This is a genomic window from Bradyrhizobium sp. 17, from assembly GCF_023073515.1.
In the GTDB taxonomy this organism is placed as follows: domain Bacteria; phylum Pseudomonadota; class Alphaproteobacteria; order Rhizobiales; family Xanthobacteraceae; genus Bradyrhizobium; species Bradyrhizobium canariense_D.
This window is the reverse complement of sequence record NZ_JADPJQ010000012.1, coordinates 236,236-255,213: the sequence shown is the minus strand read 5'-3', so window position 1 is coordinate 255,213 and position 18,978 is coordinate 236,236. Positions and strand designations below refer to the sequence as shown.

At 62.9% G+C, this 18,978-nt stretch carries 19 protein-coding genes; 16 read left to right on the top strand and 3 right to left on the bottom strand.

The window, feature by feature from the left end:
* The first annotated feature begins 5 nt into the window (after nucleotides 1–5).
* From IVB13_RS02455 to fabZ, 11 genes are all read left to right on the top strand, one after another.
* Nucleotides 6–995, top strand: a complete 990-nt coding sequence (locus tag IVB13_RS02455; protein ID WP_007603625.1) for a 30S ribosomal protein S2 — start codon at nucleotides 6–8, stop codon at nucleotides 993–995.
* Nucleotides 996–1,126: 131 nt separating this feature from the next.
* On the top strand, nucleotides 1,127–2,050 hold the full coding sequence (gene tsf / locus IVB13_RS02450) for a translation elongation factor Ts (protein WP_018455041.1): 924 nt from the start codon (nucleotides 1,127–1,129) through the stop codon (nucleotides 2,048–2,050).
* A gap of 60 nt (nucleotides 2,051–2,110) precedes the next feature.
* Nucleotides 2,111–2,827 (top strand): UMP kinase, encoded by a 717-nt coding sequence (pyrH, locus tag IVB13_RS02445; protein WP_018455040.1) that lies wholly within the window; start codon nucleotides 2,111–2,113, stop codon nucleotides 2,825–2,827.
* A 65-nt stretch (nucleotides 2,828–2,892) separates the two neighbouring features.
* Nucleotides 2,893–3,456, top strand: coding sequence for a ribosome recycling factor (frr, locus tag IVB13_RS02440; RefSeq protein ID WP_007603628.1), 564 nt, complete (start codon nucleotides 2,893–2,895; stop codon nucleotides 3,454–3,456).
* Nucleotides 3,457–3,568: 112 nt separating this feature from the next.
* The gene (locus IVB13_RS02435; RefSeq protein ID WP_007610887.1) at nucleotides 3,569–4,327 is read left to right on the top strand and encodes an isoprenyl transferase; all 759 of its coding nucleotides are present in this window, start codon (nucleotides 3,569–3,571) and stop codon (nucleotides 4,325–4,327) included.
* Nucleotides 4,324–5,166 carry a phosphatidate cytidylyltransferase gene (locus IVB13_RS02430; protein WP_026232863.1) on the top strand — a complete coding sequence of 281 codons (843 nt, stop codon included), beginning with the start codon at nucleotides 4,324–4,326 and terminating at the stop codon, nucleotides 5,164–5,166. Before IVB13_RS02435 ends, IVB13_RS02430 begins: the two co-directional genes overlap by 4 nt.
* Nucleotides 5,167–5,170: 4 nt before the next feature.
* Nucleotides 5,171–6,394 carry a 1-deoxy-D-xylulose-5-phosphate reductoisomerase gene (dxr, locus tag IVB13_RS02425; protein WP_247487551.1) on the top strand — a complete coding sequence of 408 codons (1,224 nt, stop codon included), beginning with the start codon at nucleotides 5,171–5,173 and terminating at the stop codon, nucleotides 6,392–6,394.
* 44 nt (nucleotides 6,395–6,438) lie between these two features.
* Nucleotides 6,439–7,590, top strand: coding sequence for an RIP metalloprotease RseP (rseP, locus tag IVB13_RS02420; protein ID WP_085353280.1), 1,152 nt, complete (start codon nucleotides 6,439–6,441; stop codon nucleotides 7,588–7,590).
* Between the two features lie 187 nt (nucleotides 7,591–7,777).
* A complete protein-coding gene (gene bamA, locus IVB13_RS02415; RefSeq protein WP_247487549.1) occupies nucleotides 7,778–10,333 on the top strand; it encodes an outer membrane protein assembly factor BamA in 2,556 nt (851 codons plus the stop codon).
* Between the two features lie 125 nt (nucleotides 10,334–10,458).
* Nucleotides 10,459–11,526 carry a UDP-3-O-(3-hydroxymyristoyl)glucosamine N-acyltransferase gene (gene lpxD, locus IVB13_RS02410; protein WP_085353279.1) on the top strand — a complete coding sequence of 356 codons (1,068 nt, stop codon included), beginning with the start codon at nucleotides 10,459–10,461 and terminating at the stop codon, nucleotides 11,524–11,526.
* The gene (gene fabZ / locus IVB13_RS02405) at nucleotides 11,523–11,984 is read left to right on the top strand and encodes a 3-hydroxyacyl-ACP dehydratase FabZ (protein WP_007610868.1); all 462 of its coding nucleotides are present in this window, start codon (nucleotides 11,523–11,525) and stop codon (nucleotides 11,982–11,984) included. The genes lpxD and fabZ overlap by 4 nt, the downstream gene beginning before the upstream one ends.
* A 5-nt stretch (nucleotides 11,985–11,989) precedes the next feature.
* Here fabZ and IVB13_RS02400 read toward each other — a convergent pair whose 3' ends face one another.
* Complete coding sequence (locus IVB13_RS02400; RefSeq protein ID WP_247394987.1) at nucleotides 11,990–12,334, bottom strand: KTSC domain-containing protein; 345 nt, start codon at nucleotides 12,332–12,334, stop codon at nucleotides 11,990–11,992.
* Between the two features lie 175 nt (nucleotides 12,335–12,509).
* Here IVB13_RS02400 and lpxA point away from each other — a divergent pair, with 175 nt between their 5' ends.
* From lpxA to IVB13_RS02375, 5 genes are all read left to right on the top strand, one after another.
* Entirely contained in the window at nucleotides 12,510–13,301 is a 792-nt protein-coding gene (lpxA, locus tag IVB13_RS02395; protein ID WP_247298534.1) for an acyl-ACP--UDP-N-acetylglucosamine O-acyltransferase, read from the top strand.
* Between the two features lie 19 nt (nucleotides 13,302–13,320).
* Nucleotides 13,321–14,178, top strand: coding sequence for a UDP-2,3-diacylglucosamine diphosphatase LpxI (lpxI, locus tag IVB13_RS02390; RefSeq protein WP_247487682.1), 858 nt, complete (start codon nucleotides 13,321–13,323; stop codon nucleotides 14,176–14,178).
* Nucleotides 14,175–15,374 carry a lipid-A-disaccharide synthase gene (gene lpxB / locus IVB13_RS02385; RefSeq protein ID WP_247487546.1) on the top strand — a complete coding sequence of 400 codons (1,200 nt, stop codon included), beginning with the start codon at nucleotides 14,175–14,177 and terminating at the stop codon, nucleotides 15,372–15,374. The genes lpxI and lpxB overlap by 4 nt, the downstream gene beginning before the upstream one ends.
* Before the next feature lie 219 nt (nucleotides 15,375–15,593).
* Complete coding sequence (locus IVB13_RS02380; RefSeq protein ID WP_247487544.1) at nucleotides 15,594–15,959, top strand: GNAT family N-acetyltransferase; 366 nt, start codon at nucleotides 15,594–15,596, stop codon at nucleotides 15,957–15,959.
* A gap of 1,110 nt (nucleotides 15,960–17,069) precedes the next feature.
* Nucleotides 17,070–17,243, top strand: a complete 174-nt coding sequence (locus IVB13_RS02375) for a hypothetical protein (protein ID WP_164988493.1) — start codon at nucleotides 17,070–17,072, stop codon at nucleotides 17,241–17,243.
* A gap of 202 nt (nucleotides 17,244–17,445) precedes the next feature.
* Here IVB13_RS02375 and IVB13_RS02370 read toward each other — a convergent pair whose 3' ends face one another.
* On the bottom strand, nucleotides 17,446–17,850 hold the full coding sequence (locus IVB13_RS02370; protein WP_247487542.1) for a hypothetical protein: 405 nt from the start codon (nucleotides 17,848–17,850) through the stop codon (nucleotides 17,446–17,448).
* Nucleotides 17,851–18,179: 329 nt separating this feature from the next.
* Entirely contained in the window at nucleotides 18,180–18,617 is a 438-nt protein-coding gene (locus IVB13_RS02365) for a nuclear transport factor 2 family protein (RefSeq protein WP_247487540.1), read from the bottom strand.
* Nucleotides 18,618–18,978: the final 361 nt, after the last annotated feature.

Sequence of the window (18,978 nt, the reverse complement as noted above, 5' to 3'; positions counted from 1 at the left end):
GAACGATGGCACTACCCGATTTCACTATGCGTCAGCTCCTCGAAGCCGGCGTGCACTTTGGTCACCAGTCTCACCGCTGGAATCCGAAAATGGCGCCGTTCATTTTCGGCGCCCGCAACAACATCCACATCGTCGACCTCGCGCAGACCGTGCCGTTGCTGCACAACGCCTTGCAGGCGGTCAGCGACACCGTCGCCAAGGGCGGCCGCATCCTGTTCGTCGGCACCAAGCGCCAGGCGCAGGACGGCGTTGCCGACGCGGCCAAGCGCTGCGCTCAGTACTTCGTCAATTCGCGCTGGCTCGGCGGCACGCTGACCAACTGGAAGACGATCTCGGGCTCGATCAAGCGCCTGCGTCATCTCGACGACGTGCTCGCCGGCGGCGATGCCTCCTCCTACACCAAGAAGGAGCGCCTGACCCTTCAGCGCGAGCGCGACAAGCTCGACCGCTCGCTCGGCGGCATCAAGGACATGGGCGGTCTGCCCGACCTGATCTTCGTGATCGACACCAACAAGGAAGACATCGCGATCCAGGAAGCCCAGCGGCTCAACATTCCGGTCGCGGCGATCGTCGACACCAATTCGGATCCGAAGGGCATCACTTATGTGGTGCCAGGAAATGACGACGCCGGCCGCGCGATTGCGCTCTATTGCGATCTGATCGCGCGCGCAGCGATTGACGGCATTTCACGCGCCCAAGGCGATTCCGGAATCGACGTCGGTGCTTCGGTTCGGCCGGTCGCAGAAGAGCTGCCCGCCACGAGCGGCTTCCAAGGCCTTGCCGGCCCGCGCGGCACGTCCGACGACCTCAAGAAGCTCCCGGGCGTGTCGGGCGCGATCGAGAAGAAGTTCAACGATCTCGGCATCTTCCACTTCTGGCAGCTGGCTGAGCTCGATCACGATACCGCGCACAAGATCGGCGAAGAAGTCGGCCTGCCGAGCCGCGCGGACGCCTGGGTGGCCAAGGCCAAGGCGCTGACCGCGGAAGCGGAATAGTCAAAAAGAGCGATGGGTTGGCCGGACAAGCTCCGGCCACCATTTCAGTTGACGCGAATTCCTGAGATGGACCGCGGCGAGGCGATCTGGCCGCGCCGCGGCAAACCGGCAGGCAAAAAGGATTTTGAACGATGGCAACGATCACAGCTGCGATGGTCAAGGACCTGCGCGAGTCGACCGGCGCAGGCATGATGGACTGCAAGGCCGCGCTGACCGAAAACGACGGCAACATGGAAGCGGCGCAGGATTGGCTGCGCAAGAAGGGCCTGTCGAAGGCCGCCAAGAAGTCGGGCCGCGTCGCCGCCGAGGGTCTGATCGGCGCGCTCACCAAGGGCAACAAGGGCGTCGTGGTCGAAGTCAATTCCGAGACTGACTTCGTCGCGCGCAACGGCCAGTTCCAGGGCCTCGTCAAGATGATCGCCCAGGTCGCATTCAACACCGGCGCCGATGTCGACAAGATCAAGGCCGCCAAGGTCGGCGACGTCACGATCGAAACTGCGATCAATGACGCAATCGCCACCATCGGCGAGAACATGACGCTGCGCCGCGCAGCTTCGCTCGAGGTCAGCCAGGGCGTGGTGTCGAGCTACGTCCATGGCGCGGTGGTCGAGGGCGCCGGCAAGATGGGCGTGATCGTGGCACTGGAATCCCCCGGCAAGGCCGACGAGCTCGCAACGCTTGGCCGCCAGATCGCGATGCATGTCGCGGCCGCCAACCCCCTGGCGCTGGATCCGTCCGGTCTCGATCCGGCGGTCGTCAAGCGCGAGAAGGACGTGCTCGCCGACAAATATCGCCAGCAGGGCAAGCCCGAGAACGTGATCGAGAAGATCGTCGAGTCCGGCCTGAAGACCTATTACAAGGAAGTTTGCCTGCTCGAGCAGGCCTTCATCCACGACACCGGGAAGTCGGTGGCGCAGGCGGTGAAGGAAGCCGAAGGCAAGGTCGGCGGCGCGGTGAAAATCGCGGGCTTTGTGCGCTATGCTCTCGGTGAGGGAATCGAGAAGCAGGAAAGCGACTTCGCGGCCGAGGTCGCGGCGGCCAGCGGCAAGAAGTAAGCGCCGGAACGTTCCTTCCGGCGTGCCGCCGGAAGCGGCGCCCGGACAAGGAAAGTGCTCATGACTGATCCGGTCTATCGTCGCGTCGTGATCAAGCTGTCCGGCGAATATCTCGCGGGACCGCAGGGTTTTGGCATCGATCAACCGACCATCGACCGGGTCGCCGACGATCTGATCGCCGCTCGCCACCTCGGCACCGAAGTCGCCGTCGTCATCGGCGGGGGCAATCTCTTTCGCGGCGTCGAGGTCTCCTCGCGCGGCGTGTCGCGCCCGACCGGTGACACCATGGGCATGCTCGCGACGATGATGAACTGCCTCGCGCTCGAGGCCACGATCGAGCGCAAGGGCACGCCTGCGCGCACGCTGTCGGCCTTCGTCATGCCCGAGATTTCCGAGCTGTTCACCCGCACCGCGGCACATAAATACCTCGCCGAGGGCCGGATCGTGCTGCTCGGCGGCGGAACCGGTAATCCGTTCTTCACCACGGACACGACCGCGGTGCTGCGCGCAGCCGAGATCGGCGCCCAGGCGGTTCTGAAGGCGACCAATGTCGACGGTGTCTACTCGGCCGACCCGAAGAAAGACCCGACGGCGACGCGATTCGACCGTCTGACGCATTCGCAGGCGATCGAGGGCGGCTACAAGGTGATGGATGCGACCGCCTTCGCGCTTGCCCGCGAGACGTCGCTGCCTATCATCGTGTTCTCGATCGCGGAGCCGGGCTCGATCGGCGCTGTACTGCGTGGCGGCGGCCACGGAACCATTGTCGCCGGCTGACGGCTTGTCGTTGCACCCTGAGAGAAGGTGCGGAGAGGTCGCCGGGATTTTGAAGGAGAAACGGGATGGCCACGGACAATTTCGATCTCAACGAAGTCAAGCGCCGCATGCAGGGCGCGATCCAGTCGCTCAAGCACGAGCTTGGCGGCCTGCGCACCGGTCGCGCCTCCGCCTCGATGCTCGATCCGGTGCAGGTCGACGCCTATGGCAGCCACATGCCGCTGAACCAGCTCGCCACCGTCAGCGTGCCGGAGCCGCGCCTGATTTCGGTGCAGGTCTGGGACAAGTCGATGGTCAAGGCGGTGGAGAAGGCGATCGTCGATTCCAATCTCGGCCTGTCGCCGGCGACTGAAGGCCAGGTTCTGCGCCTGCGCATCCCCGAACTCAATGAGGAGCGTCGCAAGGAGCTCGTCAAGGTCGCGCACAAATACGCGGAAGCCGCCAAGGTCGCCGCGCGCCACGTCCGCCGCGACGGTCTCGACGTTCTCAAGAAGCTCGAGAAGAATCACGAGATGTCCGAGGACGATCAGAAGCGCCACGCCGACGAGGTGCAGAAGGCGACCGACGGCACGATCTCCGAGATCGACCAGTTGCTGGCCGCCAAGGAAAAAGAAATCCTCACCGTCTAAGCAGGATGGATCGCGCTCTAGGTTATGTTCGCGCATGATCTTTACGGAAAACCGCTTCGCACTTTGCGCTAACGCGGCCCTTCGGGTCCGGATCATGCTTTAAGGCAGCCTCATGTCCAACGCCGCCGCGCCCGCAACGGAAGGACCAGATCGGTCCGATGCGCCTGCGCATGTCGCCATCATCATGGATGGCAACGGACGTTGGGCGGCCGCGCGCGGCTTGCCACGGGCGGAGGGCCATCGCCGCGGCGTGGAGGCCCTGCGTCGCGTGGTTCGGGCGTCGCATGAGCTTGGCATCCGCTATCTCACCATCTTCTCCTTCAGCTCGGAAAACTGGTCGCGTCCGGCGAGCGAGATCGGCGATCTGTTCGGCCTGTTACGCCGCTTCATCCGCAACGATCTGGCGAGCCTGCATCGCGACGGCGTCAAGGTACGCATCATCGGCGAGCGGGACGGGCTGGAGGGCGACATCTGCGCACTTCTCAATGAGGCGGAGGAACTGACGCGCGATAACACGCGCCTCACGCTCGTCGTCGCCTTCAATTACGGCTCCCGGCAGGAGATCGCGAAGGCGGCGCAGAAGCTCGCGCGGGAAGTCGCCGAGGGCCGGCGCAGTCCCGACACGATCGATGCCGAGACACTGGGGGCGCATCTCGACGCGCCCGACATTCCCGATCCCGATCTCATCATCCGCACCAGTGGCGAGCAGCGCCTGTCCAACTTCCTGATGTGGCAGGCCGCCTATAGCGAGCTTGTCTTCGTGCCGATTCACTGGCCCGATTTCGACAAGGCGGCGCTGGAAGGCGCAATCGCCGAATTCGCCAGGCGCGAGCGCCGTTTCGGCGGCCTGGTCGCGAAAACCGCCTCGTGAGCGAGCCCAACTCCGCACCGGCCGGCTCTCAGCCTGCCCCGAGCAATCTCGTGATGCGAATCCTCGCGGCGCTGGTGCTGGCGCCGCTCGCCATTGCGCTCGCTTATGCCGGCGGCTGGCTGTGGGCGCTTCTCGTCACCCTGGTGTCGATCGGACTGTTCGCGGAATGGCTGATGGTGGTTGGCGCAGGCTCGACCGCGCTGACCGGGGCGGGGACGATCGTCATCGCCGCGATGGGCTTGTGCGTTGCCTTCGGCGCGCTGAAGACCGCAATCATCACCGGCCTGATTGGCGGGGCGGTCGTGACGGTGATCGCGCGGGGCAAGTTCGTCTGGGCGGCCTCCGGATTTGCCTATGCGTCGGCGGCGCTACTCGCCTCGATCCTGCTGCGGAAGGATCTCGTGAACGGCTTCGCCGCGCTGATGTTCGTGCTGCTCGTGGTGTGGGCGACCGATATCGGCGGCTATTTCGCCGGCCGCGGCATCGGCGGACCGAAGCTGTGGCCGCGCGTGAGCCCGAAGAAGACCTGGTCAGGGGCGCTCGGCGGCTTTGCCGCGAGCCTTTTGGTCGCGGTCGCCTTTGCCGCTTGCGGGGTTGGAAAGATAGTTCCATTGCTGCTCGTCAGCGCGGTCCTCTCAATCGTGTCGGCCTGTGGCGATCTGTTCGAATCCGCGGTCAAGCGGCGCTTCGACGTCAAGGATTCCAGTCACTTAATTCCGGGCCACGGCGGGCTATTGGACCGTCTGGACGGTTTTGTCGCCGCCATCCTGGTGGCATGGATTATCGGCTTCCTCCGCCATGGTGTGCATAGCGCCGGAAGCGGTCTTATGGTTTGGTGAAGATATGAGCGCGGTCCCATTGCGTAACAACAAGGCTGCGGCATCGAGCGTCCGCAGCGTCACGGTTCTCGGCGCCACCGGCTCGATCGGCGACAGCACGATGGATCTGCTGCGCGCCTCTCCCGAGCGCTACCGTGTCGAGGCGCTGACGGCAAACAGCAATGTCGAGGCGCTGGCAAAGCTCGCGAAGGAGTTCTCCGCGCGCTGCGTCGCGATCGCCGACACCTCCAAGTTTGCCGAACTCAAGGCTGCGCTCGCGGGCACCGGCACCGAATGCGGCGCCGGCGAAAGCGCGGTGATCGAGGCCGGCGCGCGTCCGGCCGATTGGGTGATGGCCGCCGTGAGTGGCGCCGCCGGACTGAAGCCGGCACTGGCGGCGGTCGATCGCGGCGCGCATGTCGCGCTCGCCAACAAGGAATGTCTCGTCTGCGCTGGTGATTTCTTCATGCAGCGCGCGGCGAAAGCGGGCGCCTGCATCCTGCCTGCGGATTCCGAGCACAATGCGCTGTTCCAGGCGCTCGCCTCGGGCAATCGCGACGAGCTCGTCCGTGTCATCATCACGGCCTCCGGCGGCCCCTTCCGCACCTGGAAGCCTGCCGACATCGAGCAGGCGACACTCGCGCAAGCCCTGAAGCATCCGAACTGGAGCATGGGCCAGAAGATCACGATCGATTCCGCCTCGATGATGAACAAGGGGCTCGAGGTGATCGAGGCCTCCTATCTGTTCGCGCTCTCGCCCGACGAGATCGACGTCCTCGTTCATCCGCAGTCGATCATCCACGGCATGGTTGAGTTCTCCGATCGCTCGGTCGTGGCCCAGCTCGGCTCACCCGACATGCGCACGCCGATCGCGCATTGCCTCGGCTGGCCCGACCGTATCAAGGGTCCGGCCGCCAAGCTCGATCTGGCCAAGATCGGCCAGTTGACCTTCGAGGCGCCAGATTTCGAGCGCTTCCCCGGGCTGCGCCTGGCCTTCGATTCTCTCCGGACCGGGAAGGGGGCGACCACGGTCTACAACGCCGCCAACGAGGTCGCGGTCGCCGCCTTCATCGCCGGCAAGATCCGGTTCGGGGCGATTGCCAGGCTGGTGGAGGAGACGCTGGATGACTGGGTCCGCAGCGGGAACCAGGCGCCGCTGACGTCAGCGGACGATGCAATCGCTGTTGACCATGTTGCGCGAAATAGGGCTGCCGCCCTATTGCCTCAAATTGCCTTAAAGGCATCCTAGATGGTTCGGGGCCAGGGCCTTGCGGCACTGGATGAGGGAATTCGATGATCGACTTTTTCGTCCATAGTTTCAATACGTTGAGCCATGGGCTCCTTGGCTACGCGGTTCCCTTCCTGTTCGTCCTGACCATCGTCGTGTTCTTCCATGAGCTCGGCCATTTCCTGGTCGCGCGCTGGGCAGGCGTTCGCGTGTTAACTTTTTCGCTCGGTTTCGGACCTGAGCTGGTCGGTTTCAACGACCGCCATGGCACCCGGTGGAAGATCTCGGCGATCCCGCTCGGCGGCTACGTCAAGTTCTTCGGCGACGAGAGCGAGGCTTCGACGCCGTCGTCCGAGAAGCTTGCGGCCATGACGGCCGAGGAGCGCGCCGGCAGCTTCCATCACAAGAAGGTCGGCCCGCGCGCCGCCATCGTTGCCGCCGGACCGATCGCCAATTTCATCCTGGGCGCGCTGATCTTCGCTGGCATGGCGCTGTATTACGGCAAGCCGAGCACGATTGCGCGCGTCGACGGTGTCGTCGCCGATGGCGCTGCGGCGGCAGCCGGCTTCAAGATCGGCGACGTCGTCGTCCAGATCGACGGCAAGCCGATCGAAAGCTTTGCCGACATGCAGCGCATGGTTGCGATGAATGCTGGTTCGCCGCTTGCCTTCCAGGTCAAGCGCGACGGTTCCATCGTGTCGCTGACCGCGACGCCGGCGCTGCTCGAGCGCAAGGATCCCTTCGGCAACAGCCACCGTCTCGGCGTGCTCGGCGTCGAACACAAGTCTCAGGCCGGGGAGGCCTCGACGTCGCCGGTCGGCGTCGGCGAAGCGCTCAAGATCGGGGTGGAGCAGGTCTGGTTCATCATCACCAGCACCTTCAAGTTCCTGGGCTCGTTGTTCGTCGGGAACGGCAATCCGAACGAGGTCAGCGGCGTGCTCGGCATTGCCAAGATGTCAGGGCAGGCGGCCAGCGCCGGGTTCCAGTTCGTGATCAACCTCTGCGCGGTGCTGTCGGTGTCGATCGGCCTGCTGAATCTGTTCCCGATCCCACTGCTCGATGGCGGTCACCTTATGTTCTATGCGGCGGAGGTCGCCCGTGGTCGGCCCCTGTCCGAGCGCACCCAGGAGATGGGGTTCCGAATCGGGCTTGGCTTGGTGCTGATGTTGATGGTGTTTGCGACCTATAACGACATCCTGCGAATGGCCGCATCCTGATAGGGGCTTTTTTGTGGCGTTGCCCGGGCGTTGCTCTTGGGCAACGTCTTGGAATGAAAATGAAATTACGGCGCGCTCGACCGTTTGCGGCGTCGGTGAAATTGTCTACAAGCGGCTTGAACTTGGGGAATCTCCAGACCGGCGTTGGGGTTGGGTCTGGTACGGAATGATAAGGGCGCGTTGCGCAATGAAGTTTGGACTGCGACTCCGGGGGGGCTTGCTCGCAACCCTGATCATGTTCGGCGCGCCGGTGCTTGCCCCGGTTGGGGCTGCCTTTGTGTCTTCGTCTGCGCTTGCTCAGACCGTGCAGTCGATTTCCGTCGAAGGAAATCGCCGGGTCGAGGTGGAGACGATCCGCTCCTACTTCAAGCCGGGTCCCGGCGGTCGCCTGGATCAGGGTGCCATCGACGACGGCCTCAAGGCGTTGATCGAGACCGGCCTGTTCCAGGACGTCAGGATCAACCGCGGGGCCGGTGGCCAGATCGTCGTCTCCGTGGTGGAAAACCCGGTGATCGGCCGCATTGCCTTCGAGGGCAACAAGAAGATCAAGGACGAGCAGCTCACCGGTGAAGTCCAGTCCAAGGCGCGCGGCACCTTCTCCCGCGCCATGGTGCAGTCCGACACCCTGCGAATCGCAGAAATCTATCGCCGCTCCGGCCGTTACGACGTTCGCGTCACGCCTGAAATCATCGAGCAGCCGAACAACCGCGTCGATCTCGTCTTCACGGTCGAGGAGGGCGCCAAGACCGGCGTCAAGTCGATCGAGTTCGTCGGCAACAACGCGTACTCGTCCTACCGCCTGCGCGACGTCATCAAGACGCACGAATCCAACCTGCTGAGCTTCCTCGCCAGCAGCGACATCTACGATCCCGATCGGGTCGAGGCCGACCGCGACCTGATCCGCCGCTTCTATCTCAAGAACGGTTTCGCCGACGTCCAGGTCGTCGCCGCGCTCACCGAATACGATCCGGAGAAGAAGGGTTTCAACGTTACCTTCAAGATCGAGGAGGGCTCGCAATACCGGGTCGGCTCGATCGACTTCCGCTCCAGCATTCCGAACTTCGATCCCACCTCGATGCGCAACTATTCGCGCGTCAATGTCGGCTCGCTCTACAACGTCGAATCGGTCGAGAAGTCGGTCGAGGAGATGCAGATCGAGGCCTCGCGTCGCGGTTACGCCTTCGCCGTGGTCCGTCCCGGCGGCGACCGCAATTTCGAGGCGCACACCGTTTCGGTCGTGTTCAACATCGACGAGGGTCCGCGCACCTATATCGAGCGCATCAACCTTCGCGGCAACACCCGCACGCGCGACTACGTGATTCGTCGCGAGTTCGACGTCTCCGAGGGCGATGCCTACAACCGCGCGCTGGTCGACCGTGCCGAGCGCCGCTTGAAGAACCTCGACTATTTCAAGAGCGTGAAGATCACGACGGAGCCCGGCTCGTCGAGCGACCGCGTGATCCTGCTCGTGGACATGGAAGAGAAATCGACCGGCGACTTCTCGGTCTCGGGTGGTTATTCCACCACCGACGGCGCGCTGGCCGAAGTCTCGGTTTCCGAACGCAATTTGCTCGGCCGCGGCCTGTTCGCCAAGGCGGCGGTGACCTACGGCCAGTATGCCCGCGGCTACTCGCTGTCGTTCGTCGAACCCTATCTGCTCGACTACCGGGTCGCGCTGGGTCTCGACCTCTATCAGCGTGAGCAGAGGTCCAACAGCTACATCTCCTACGGCACCAAGACGCTCGGCTTCTCGCCGCGCCTCGGTTTCTCCCTGCGTGAAGATCTGTCGCTGCAGGTGCGCTACTCGATCTACCGGCAGGAAATCACGCTGCCGTCGTACCTCGCGAACTGTAACAACAACCAGTTCCTTGCCGACGGTGTCACTCCGAATCCGGCATTCAATCCAAGCCCGGCTTTCTCCGCGTCGAGTGGTATTCCTCTGGCTCCCTCGACCAACGGCCTCGGCTGCTACAGCGACGGCGAGGCCTCGCTGCCGGTCCGCAAGGAGCTTGCCAACGGCAAGACCCTGACCTCGGCGCTCGGCTACACGCTGACCTACAACACGCTCGACAACAACAAGAACCCCACCGACGGTCTGCTGGTCGATTTCCGGCAGGACTTCGCCGGCGTCGGCGGCGACGTCTCCTATCTGAAGACTGTGGTTGACGCGAAGTACTACACTCCGCTGGTCTCCGATATCGTCGGTCTCGTTCGCCTCCAGGGCGGCATGCTGAACAAGATGGGCAGCGATCTGCGCATGCTCGATCATTTCCAGATGGGCCCGAACCTCGTCCGCGGCTTTGCCCCGAACGGCATCGGACCGCGCGATTTGAACCCCTTCGGTACGCAGGACGCGCTTGGCGGCACCAAGTATTGGGGTGCTTCGCTCGAATTGCAGATGCCGTTCTGGTTCCTGCCGAAGGAAGTGGGTCTGAAGGGCGCCGTCTACGCCGACGCCGGCGGACTGTTCGACTATCAGGGACCGACGACGTGGTCGGTGACCAACGAGCTGACCACGACCAAGAATTCGAGCTGCACGCCGTCGACCGTCAATCCCGCTTCGGCTGGAACCTGCACCGGCCTGGTGTATGACAATGGCAATGCGGTCCGGTCGTCGGTCGGCGTCGGCTTGATCTGGGCCTCGCCGTTCGGTCCGCTGCGCTTCGACTACGCGGTGCCGCTGACCAAGGGCAAGAACGACCGTACGCAGGAGTTCCGGTTCGGCGGCGGCACCTCGTTCTAATTCGAACAGCACGGCACGATCCGGACCACCGGAGCCGGTTTCCGAAAGGGATCGTGCCAATCCAGGAGATGAGGCATGATGCGGCTTGGCCGCTTCATGCCGAAGCCGGACCGCGACGGGGTGGAATGGCGCAGCCGACCTTCTTCACACAGCCGCCCGCCTCAGCGCTGGCTGACATCGCCACGCTGACCAAGGCGGAGTTGGTCGATCCCGCCAGGGGCGGCCAAATCATCAGGGGTCTTGCTTCGCTCGACGAAGCCGGCCCGATGCACCTGACGTTCTTCGACAATCTCAAATATGCCGATGAGCTCAAGGCGACCAAGGCCGGTGCTTGCCTGGTGAGCCCACGCTTCGAGGCCCGGGTGCCCGCGCACGTCGCCGTGCTGCGGGCGCCACAGCCGTTCCGCGCCTTCGTCAGGATCGCGCGGGAGTGGCATGGCGACGCGCTCCGGCCGCAATCCTGGACCGGCAACGACGGTATCGCGCCGTCGGCCATCATCGATCCCACCGCCAGGCTCGAGGATGGTGTGATCGTCGATCCCTTGGCCGTGATCGGCCCTGACGTGGAGATCGGCAGCGGCACGGTGATCGGTGTGGGGGCCGTGATCGGCCCCGGCGTCAAGATCGGCCGGGACTGCAATGTCGGCGCACGCACCGCCATCCAGTGCGCGCTGATCGGCAACGACGTGCTGATCCACCCCGGCTGCTCGATCGGCCAGGACGGCTACGGATTCATCTTCTTCGGCCCCGAGGGCCATCTGAAGGTGCCCCAGACCGGGCGCGTGCTGATCCAAAACAATGTGGAAGTCGGCGCCGGCACCACGATTGATCGCGGGTCCTTGCGCGACACGGTAATTGGGGAGGGGACCAAAATCGACAATCAGGTCCAGATCGGCCACAATGTGACCATTGGCCGGCACTGCCTGCTGGCAGCCCAGATCGGTCTTGCCGGCAGCCTCACCCTCGGCGACAACGTGGCGCTGGGAGCGAAGGTGGGCATCAACAATCACGTCAAGATCGGGGATGGAGCTCAGGTGACTGCCATGAGCGGCGTCAAGGACGACGTTCCTCCCAACGGACGTTGGGGTGGTTTTTTCGCCAAGCCGACCAGGCAGTGGTTCAAGGAAATTTTGGCTGTCGAGCGCTTGGCGCGCGACAGCAAGGCCGATCCGAAGCAGGAGGAACGGGAGTGACGGACGAAGCACCGGTCAGGTTCGAGCTTGTGGACATCAACATGATCCTGCAAACGCTCCCGCACCGTTTTCCGATGCTGCTGATCGATCGCGTGATCAACATCCGCACCGACTACAGCGGCATCGGCATCAAGAATGTCACCTTCAACGAACCGCCGTTCCAGGGCCACTTTCCCGATCGCCCGGTCTATCCCGGCGTCATGATGATCGAAGCGATGGCGCAGACCGCGGGTGTGATCGGCATCAAGTCGGTCGAAGGCACCGAGAAGCCGCGCGCGGTCTATTTCCTCACCATCGACAAGTGCAAGTTCCGCAAGCCTGTGCTGCCCGGCGATACCATCGAATACCACATGCGCTCGATCGGCCGCCGCAAGGCCATGTGGTGGTTTCACGGCGACGCCAAGGTCAACGGCCAGGTGGTTGCGGAGGCCGACGTCGGCGCCATGCTGACCGACTGAGCCGATCAACTTCTCTGGATGCGCTCGCGCGCAGGACACGCGTACCGGCCGCCGCTGACCTCGCGCTTGATGTTCTGGTTGAAGAACTGTCCCATGGACGGTGCGCCCAGCAGGCGCTCGACCGTGTCGACCGGTACGCCGCAATAGCGGTCATAAACGCCTTCAACGGCCACGACGAGGGCCTGCTGCGCACGGTCGTAACAGACCCGCTGAAGCACCGTGCTGCGGCTGATGTCGCGGCACTCGAACGTCGCGAGGTCGATGGGGCGGTGTTCGGCGGTCTCGATCGTCTCGGAGACGATCGGCGCGGCGGCGAGCTGTGCGAGGAGAAGTGCCAGGGCCCTGACCACGATACCTGAAGCTCCGCGTGAACTTGTTGATGACCCGGGAAGGCTGCCTCATCCGGCACTTGAAACACGGAGAGATCATACGTCACTGGACAGATCGGGCACAGTCGCGCTAACCAGCGGAAAACCGAGCGACTTCAACACCTAATCAGACCTTCTTGATGAGTCAGATTGCTTGATGAGTAAGATTGACCCCACCGCACGGATCGCGGACGGCGCCGTGATCGGCGAGGGCACCGAGATCGGCCCCTTCTGCATCATCGGCCCGCATGTCGCGATCGGCAATAACTGCAAGCTGATCGGACAGGTCACCGTCATCGGCCACACCTCGATCGGAGATGGCTGCGTGATCTCGCCGTTCGCGGTGCTGGGCGGGGCGCCCCAGGATCTCAGCTACAAGGGCGAGCCCACGAAGCTTGAGATCGGCTCGGGCTGCACCATCCGCGAAGGTGCGACCATGAATGTCGGCACCATCAAGGGCGGTGGCCTGACGCGCGTCGGCAACGACGGCTATTTCATGAACAACAGTCATGTCGGGCATGACTGCATGGTCGGCAACAACGTGATCTTCGCAACCTCGGCGACGCTCGGCGGCCATTGCGAGATCGGTGACGCCGTCTATATCGGCGGCCTGTCCGCAGTGCATCAGTTCACCCGCATCGGCCCCTATGTGATGGTTGGCGGTGTCTGCGGCGTGCGCGACGACGTCATCCCGTATGGGCTGGTCAACGGCCAATATGCGGTGCTCGAAGGCCTCAACCTGATCGGCATGAAGCGGCGCAAGTTCACCAAGCAGCGGCTTGTGACCGTGCGCGCGTTCTACCAGAAACTCTTCCGTGGCCCCGCTACCTTTGCCGAACGCCTGGAGGCGGCGCGGCCGCTCGCCGGTGGAGATCCGGCGATCGGCGAAATCCTCGACTTCATCGGCAAGGGCAAGCGCCCGCTCTGTCTTCCCGCCATCGCGAAGTGATGATGGAATGGCCCCGGGCATGACATCGGCGGCTTCGGAAATTTCATCGCCGGTCGGCGTCGTCGCTGGCGGCGGCGCGATGCCGTTCGCGGTTGCCGACTCGCTCGCCGCCCGCGGCATCACGCCGGTGTTGTTTCCGCTTCGGGGAGCCTGCGATCCCGCGCGGGTAGAGAAATTCCGTCATCGCTGGATCTCGGTCGGCCAGCTCGGCCGCGCCATGCGGCTGTTTCGCGAGGAGGGCTGCCGCGACCTGATTTTCATCGGCACGCTGGTGCGACCTTCGCTCTCGGAGGTCCGGGTCGACTTCACGACGCTTCGGCTGCTCGGCAATGTCATCCGCGCCTTCCGCGGCGGCGACGATCATTTGTTGTCCGGCGTCGGGCGCATTCTCGAGCAGGGCGGCTTTCGCATGGTCGGCATCAAGGATGTCGCGCCCGATCTGCTGATGCCCGAGGGCTGCATCAGCCGCGCCTGGCCGAGCGACACCGGCAAGACCGACATCGAGCGCGGACGCGCGGTGCTGACCGCCCTCGGTCCGTTCGACATGGGCCAGGCCGCGGTCGTGATCGACGGCCATGTGGTGGCGGTCGAGGATATCGAGGGCACCGATGCACTGCTCGCGCGCGTGGCACGGCTGCGCGAAGAGGGCCGCATCCGCGCCGCCACCGGGCGGGGCGTGCTGGTGAAGGTCCCAAAGAGCGGGCAGGATCTGCGCTTCGACCTGCCGACGATCGGCCCGCGCACCCTCGAGGGCGTCGCCGCCGCAGGGCTGGCCGGGATCGCCGTCGTTGCCGGCAACACCATCGCCGCCGAGCCGCAGGCAATGATCGCACTCGCCGACGCAAAATATCTCTTCGTCATCGGCCTGCCGGCGTGATGCAGGGTCGCGATCCCAAGCGCAAGATCTTCCTGATCGCCACGGAGGAATCCGGCGATCGGCTCGGCAGCGCCCTGATGAAGGTGCTGCGCCAGCGCCTCGGCGACGGCGTGCAGTTCGTGGGCGTCGGCGGCCACACCATGGCGCGCCAGGGGCTCGAGACGCTGTTTCCGATCGAGCAGCTCTCGATCGTCGGCTTCGCCGCGGTCGTGCAGCAATTGCCGAAGATCCTGCGGCTGATCCGCGAGACCGCGGAGGCCGTGACCGAAGCCGCGCCGGACGCGCTCGTCATCATCGACAGCCCCGATTTCACCCACCGTGTCGCCCGCCGCGTGCGGACGCGCAATCCGGCGATCCCGATCGTCGACTACGTCTCGCCACAGCTCTGGGCCTGGCGGCCGGGACGGGCGCGGACCATGCTCGGCTATGTCGACCATGTGCTCGGCCTGTTGCCATTCGAGCCGGAGGAATACCGCAAGCTCGGCGGGCCGCCATGCAGCTATGTCGGCCATCCCCTGATCGAGCAATTGCCCTCGCTACGGCCGAACGCGGAGGAGCAGGCGCGCCGCGACGGCGAGCCGCCGGTCTTGCTGGTGTTGCCCGGCAGCCGCCGCAGCGAGATCAGGCACCATCTCGACGTGTTCGGCGCGACGCTCGGCCGATTGCAGACCGAAGGCCGCGCGTTCGAGCTGATGCTGCCGACCATGCCGCATCTCGAAACCACCATCCGCGAAGGCATCGCGAACTGGCCGGTCAAGCCTCAAATCGTGGTCGGCGAGAACGAGAAGCGCGCTGCCTTCCGCATCGCGCGCGCGGCACTGGCAAAATCCGGCACGGTGACGCTGGAGCTCGCGCTATCGGGCATTCCGATGGTGACAGCCTATCGCGTCGGCGCGATCGAAGCCTTCATCCTGCGCCGCGCGATCCGCGTCTCCTCGGTGATCCTCGCCAATCTCGTGATCGGCAAGGATTTCATCCCGGAGTTCCTGCAGGAAGACTGCACGCCGGAGAAGCTGGCACCCGCGCTCTCGGAGCTTCTGACCGATTCATCGCTGCGCCGGCAGCAGGTGGAAGCATTCGCCCAGCTCGATGCGATCATGTCGACCGGCAACAGATCGCCGAGCGTGCTCGCAGCCGACATCGTGCTGGCGACGATACGCAAGGGTAGGCGGGCGAGCCCGGACGCTTACTCCTAAACTCTTGGCTTACGAGAGCAAAGCGGAAGCCTCTCACGTTGAGCGCGATCGGGCGGCTGGTGGCCTGAGACATCGGCCTCACGATGTGGTATCCGAAAGCCGATGCAGGAGCCAAGCTTCGTGACTTGTGTTCTCAGACCGCCGAGACTTGAAGAACTACCAACGCTCTCGGCTTTGTGTCTTAGGTCCAAAGCTGTATGGGGTTACGGCAACGACTTCATGGACGCGTGTCGGGGTGAACTCACTATCGAACCATACGAACTGCAATCTAGTTCGATTGCGGTGGCGGAAGAGCACGGCAAGATTGTCGGCGTCGCCCAAGTCCAGGTCACTGGAAGCGAGGCTGATTTGTTGAAGTTGTTCGTTGACCCGACGATGCTTCGTAATGGTGTAGGAATGAAGCTGTTTCATTGGGCCACCAGCGAAGCAACAGCCATGGGCGCTCATCGTATGGTGATCGAAGCGGACCCAGATGCTGCACCTTTCTATCGACGAATGGGCGCGAAAGACTGCGGCTTCGCTCCCTCCGGCTCATTACGCGGCAGGATGCTTCCCAAGCTGGTTACGGAGCTGGGATCAATCTGAGGTGCATGTCGGCTCCTGGCCCATCGGCGAAGTAGCAGCGCACCGGGTGAGGTCCGATCAGTGAGGCATGGCGGACCACATTTTCTCACGTTGAGTTCTTCGCATTTTGACCCAAAGCGGACTCCAGCGCATCGAGCTCCCTCTGAGGGAGTGGGCACCGTGTTCTTTAACCTAGCCAAATGCAGGAACCGGCCGGCTTGCTCCCAATTCCGCTATGGACGATTCGACATTTGCCCAGTTTCAGACTACGCGGGAGGACAGTCGCAGGTTGCGCGACGAGGCCCGCACGCTTCGCGCCGCCTTGAGAAAACAACGTGAACTTCTCCGCCTTGCACGCGCCGAAGCGGCAATGGCCCGGGCTGAGTTGATCGCGAAGCGAGCAGACCAGCTCCCCTGAAGAGAACGATCGATCTGGATCAAAACCGCCTGCCACCGTGCGCATGATGTGATGTCCATGAACGATAAGCCTGCGCCCAAGCCAGAAGTGAAGCCCCCGAGAGCCCGACGGCGCATCATCGAAAAGTATGCCGCCGGCCTCAGCGAATTGATCAGGAAGCTCCGCCAGAAGCTGGACTCCTGAAGGTCGGGGAACAGCCTGCAGGCGTCATAAAGCCGCAACGACCGAACTTCGCCAGCGAGCCCGCATTGTCAGAAAGGCTCCACCCCAAAATCTCTTTCTAAGTTGTGCTTCGGCCAAGTGTTTTGAGAGGCTTTTCTCGCATTCTATTAAGGGTCATCATGCGTGTCCCGCCCATCCAAAGTTCGTATATTGCAGCATTGTCGAAACTGCACGAGCAGCAATTAGAACGGCTGCGCATCGATCCAGAGATCGAAAAGCAATATGACGAAATCCGTCAACTGAGGGAAAGACTAAGATTAGCCCTCAGCCGGAAGAAGCTCCGCCCGCCGCTCTCAGCACACGAGTAGTCTCGCAATCTGTCGCTGGCCAAACGGACCTGATGCATCGATGCTCGCTCCAGAGGAGTGCGTATTCGGTTGCAGTTCCTCCAGATGTGGCGCACTACCGATTATCGCCGGCCAAAGGCTTGTCCGTAGGGCGTCGGTGCCTGAGAGATGATTTGCGCTCCCGCCTAGACGGGAGCGATCATCATGGCCCAGCCCTTCAGCAGTGAAACGCTAGAACTCTTCGATCGAGCGCAACGAGCGATCGATACCTCGATCCGGCTTCGCCAAGAACGCCGCGATGCGATCCGAAAAGCCCAAAAGTACCAGCTCGAGTTTGAACTGCGGATGAGCCAAGAGCGTTGGCGCTCGATCTCCTGAGGGGATTGGACTGCACCCGTCCTCGTGCGGCGAGGCTTGAGCTGCTCATTTGGCATTCCCGCTTGTGGCCCATCAGCGAAGTGGCGAACCGTCTCATTGAGGTCAGCTTCGTGGGTGGAAGCGGACTGGTTTTGCTCAGGCCGGGTTCTTCGCACCTTCACCCATGGCGGACTACGGGTGCTATTGATTGCCCAACGACGGATCATCCTTCCGGTCCGGGAATGAAGCAGCGCCACAAAGGAATCATTCTTCCTTCGGCGTAGGACGGCCACCACCAAACCAGCGCCCTGCCGCTGAGGTTCTGCCGGTTGAGCACGACAGAGTTTGGCACGTTAAACCATTGCCCGGGTTCGCTTGGGCGCTGCGGATTTTTCAGAAGGACTCTATAGCCGTTTTTTGCCACATCCCACTCGACTTCCGCGTGTTGGCCGTCCCCTCCATCACAGCACGGCTCACCTGCCTTATTCTTGAGACTTTTGAACCAAGCGTTCAGTTCTGGCCCGATCGGATCATGTGAATAGGCTGTGCTGATGCCGAAAAAATTGACCGCATACAGGGCTACGATCAACCGATAAAAATGCACCGGGCGTCCACTGGAACTGGTCATGGAAACCTCCGTTTCCCTGCCCATTTGCGTGGGTCATCGGAATTGCGCCAAGGTTCAATCGGAAAGTGCATGCCGTTAGAGATGCCGATCACTACCTCGGCACGGCTTTACCTTTGGCGACCGAGTCAATTTCGCCTCTTGGCCCTTAGCCGAAGGTCAATTGAGCGCGTGTCATGCCGGCTGTCAGGGGCAAACCGGACCTCGATCCAACTTGACGTCCACCGCTGCTTTTGGACCCAACCCGGACATAGCTTGCACCGGAGACAAGTAGCCGTTTTGGGTGTCCGGTAAGGCCGCCGCCTCGCCGGACCGATTAAGCTTCGACCGCTTTAGTTGAATGTTTGTAGTCTCAATTTGAGCGATCCGTCGGCTTGGCGTTCGAAGACATGCGTCGCTAAACCACTGAAGGGAGACGGCTTGCCCTCCTTGTCCTTACCCGTGGCGCTCCACTTGGCTGTGCCGAAGACAACCTTATCGTCTCCGCCGGCGTCGATCATCTCCAACTTGTGATCCGTCACACCGCTCGCGAAGAGTCCGGCAAAGAATTTCTCGATCTCAGCCGGACCCGACGCGACCTGATGTGTGGGTGGCATCAATTTTGCCGTCGCAACATAGGAGGCGCCGATGGCTTTCTCGTCGTGCTTATTGAATGCGGCATCCCAAGCGGCGTAAGCCTTCTCCACGTCGCCCTTGGCGTCCGCGGCCAACGAAATTCCCGGCGCACCGAGCAGACAAATGACTAGTGCTGATGTTAGAGCCAACTTCATAGGATACTCCTCTGTAGGATAACGCCTTCCCGATTGATTAGATCATCACTCCGGTCGTCTGCCGCAGCTGCGGTCCGCCAGTATGACGACACCGTCGCCGGTCGCGTGGCGGCCATTGGTTCATTGCGGAAACCGACGCGATCGGCACCGTCGCGTGCGTCATTCGCTCCCACAATCGATTACTTACGAAGAACGAGCCTTAAGCCTTCAGGTCGGTGATCCGCATAATCGCGACCACGTTCCCATCATTGAACGCCTGCTCCTTTGTGTCCTTGTTGCAGGTCCAGACAAAATTCTTCTTGCCGGTAAAGGTCTTTTCGTCCTGCTCAAGCCGAAGCTCTCCTTCGGTGATATGGCAGAC

Excerpts from the sequence above, each read along its gene's own strand:
- lpxD (WP_085353279.1), top strand. The coding sequence starts at position 10,459 with ATGGCGCAGCCGACCTTCTTCACACAGCCGCCCGCCTCAGCGCTGGCT.
- IVB13_RS02375 (WP_164988493.1), top strand. The coding sequence starts at position 17,070 with ATGGCCCAGCCCTTCAGCAGTGAAACGCTAGAACTCTTCGATCGAGCG.
- dxr (WP_247487551.1), top strand. The coding sequence starts at position 5,171 with ATGAGCGCGGTCCCATTGCGTAACAACAAGGCTGCGGCATCGAGCGTC.
- bamA (WP_247487549.1), top strand. The coding sequence starts at position 7,778 with ATGAAGTTTGGACTGCGACTCCGGGGGGGCTTGCTCGCAACCCTGATC.
- pyrH (WP_018455040.1), top strand. The coding sequence starts at position 2,111 with ATGACTGATCCGGTCTATCGTCGCGTCGTGATCAAGCTGTCCGGCGAA.
- tsf (WP_018455041.1), top strand. The coding sequence starts at position 1,127 with ATGGCAACGATCACAGCTGCGATGGTCAAGGACCTGCGCGAGTCGACC.
- IVB13_RS02435 (WP_007610887.1), top strand. The coding sequence starts at position 3,569 with ATGTCCAACGCCGCCGCGCCCGCAACGGAAGGACCAGATCGGTCCGAT.
- IVB13_RS02455 (WP_007603625.1), top strand. The coding sequence starts at position 6 with ATGGCACTACCCGATTTCACTATGCGTCAGCTCCTCGAAGCCGGCGTG.
- rseP (WP_085353280.1), top strand. The coding sequence starts at position 6,439 with ATGATCGACTTTTTCGTCCATAGTTTCAATACGTTGAGCCATGGGCTC.
- IVB13_RS02370 (WP_247487542.1), bottom strand. The coding sequence starts at position 17,850 with ATGACCAGTTCCAGTGGACGCCCGGTGCATTTTTATCGGTTGATCGTA.
- IVB13_RS02365 (WP_247487540.1), bottom strand. The coding sequence starts at position 18,617 with ATGAAGTTGGCTCTAACATCAGCACTAGTCATTTGTCTGCTCGGTGCG.
- lpxA (WP_247298534.1), top strand. The coding sequence starts at position 12,510 with ATGAGTAAGATTGACCCCACCGCACGGATCGCGGACGGCGCCGTGATC.
- frr (WP_007603628.1), top strand. The coding sequence starts at position 2,893 with ATGGCCACGGACAATTTCGATCTCAACGAAGTCAAGCGCCGCATGCAG.
- lpxI (WP_247487682.1), top strand. The coding sequence starts at position 13,321 with ATGACATCGGCGGCTTCGGAAATTTCATCGCCGGTCGGCGTCGTCGCT.
- IVB13_RS02380 (WP_247487544.1), top strand. The coding sequence starts at position 15,594 with ATGGACGCGTGTCGGGGTGAACTCACTATCGAACCATACGAACTGCAA.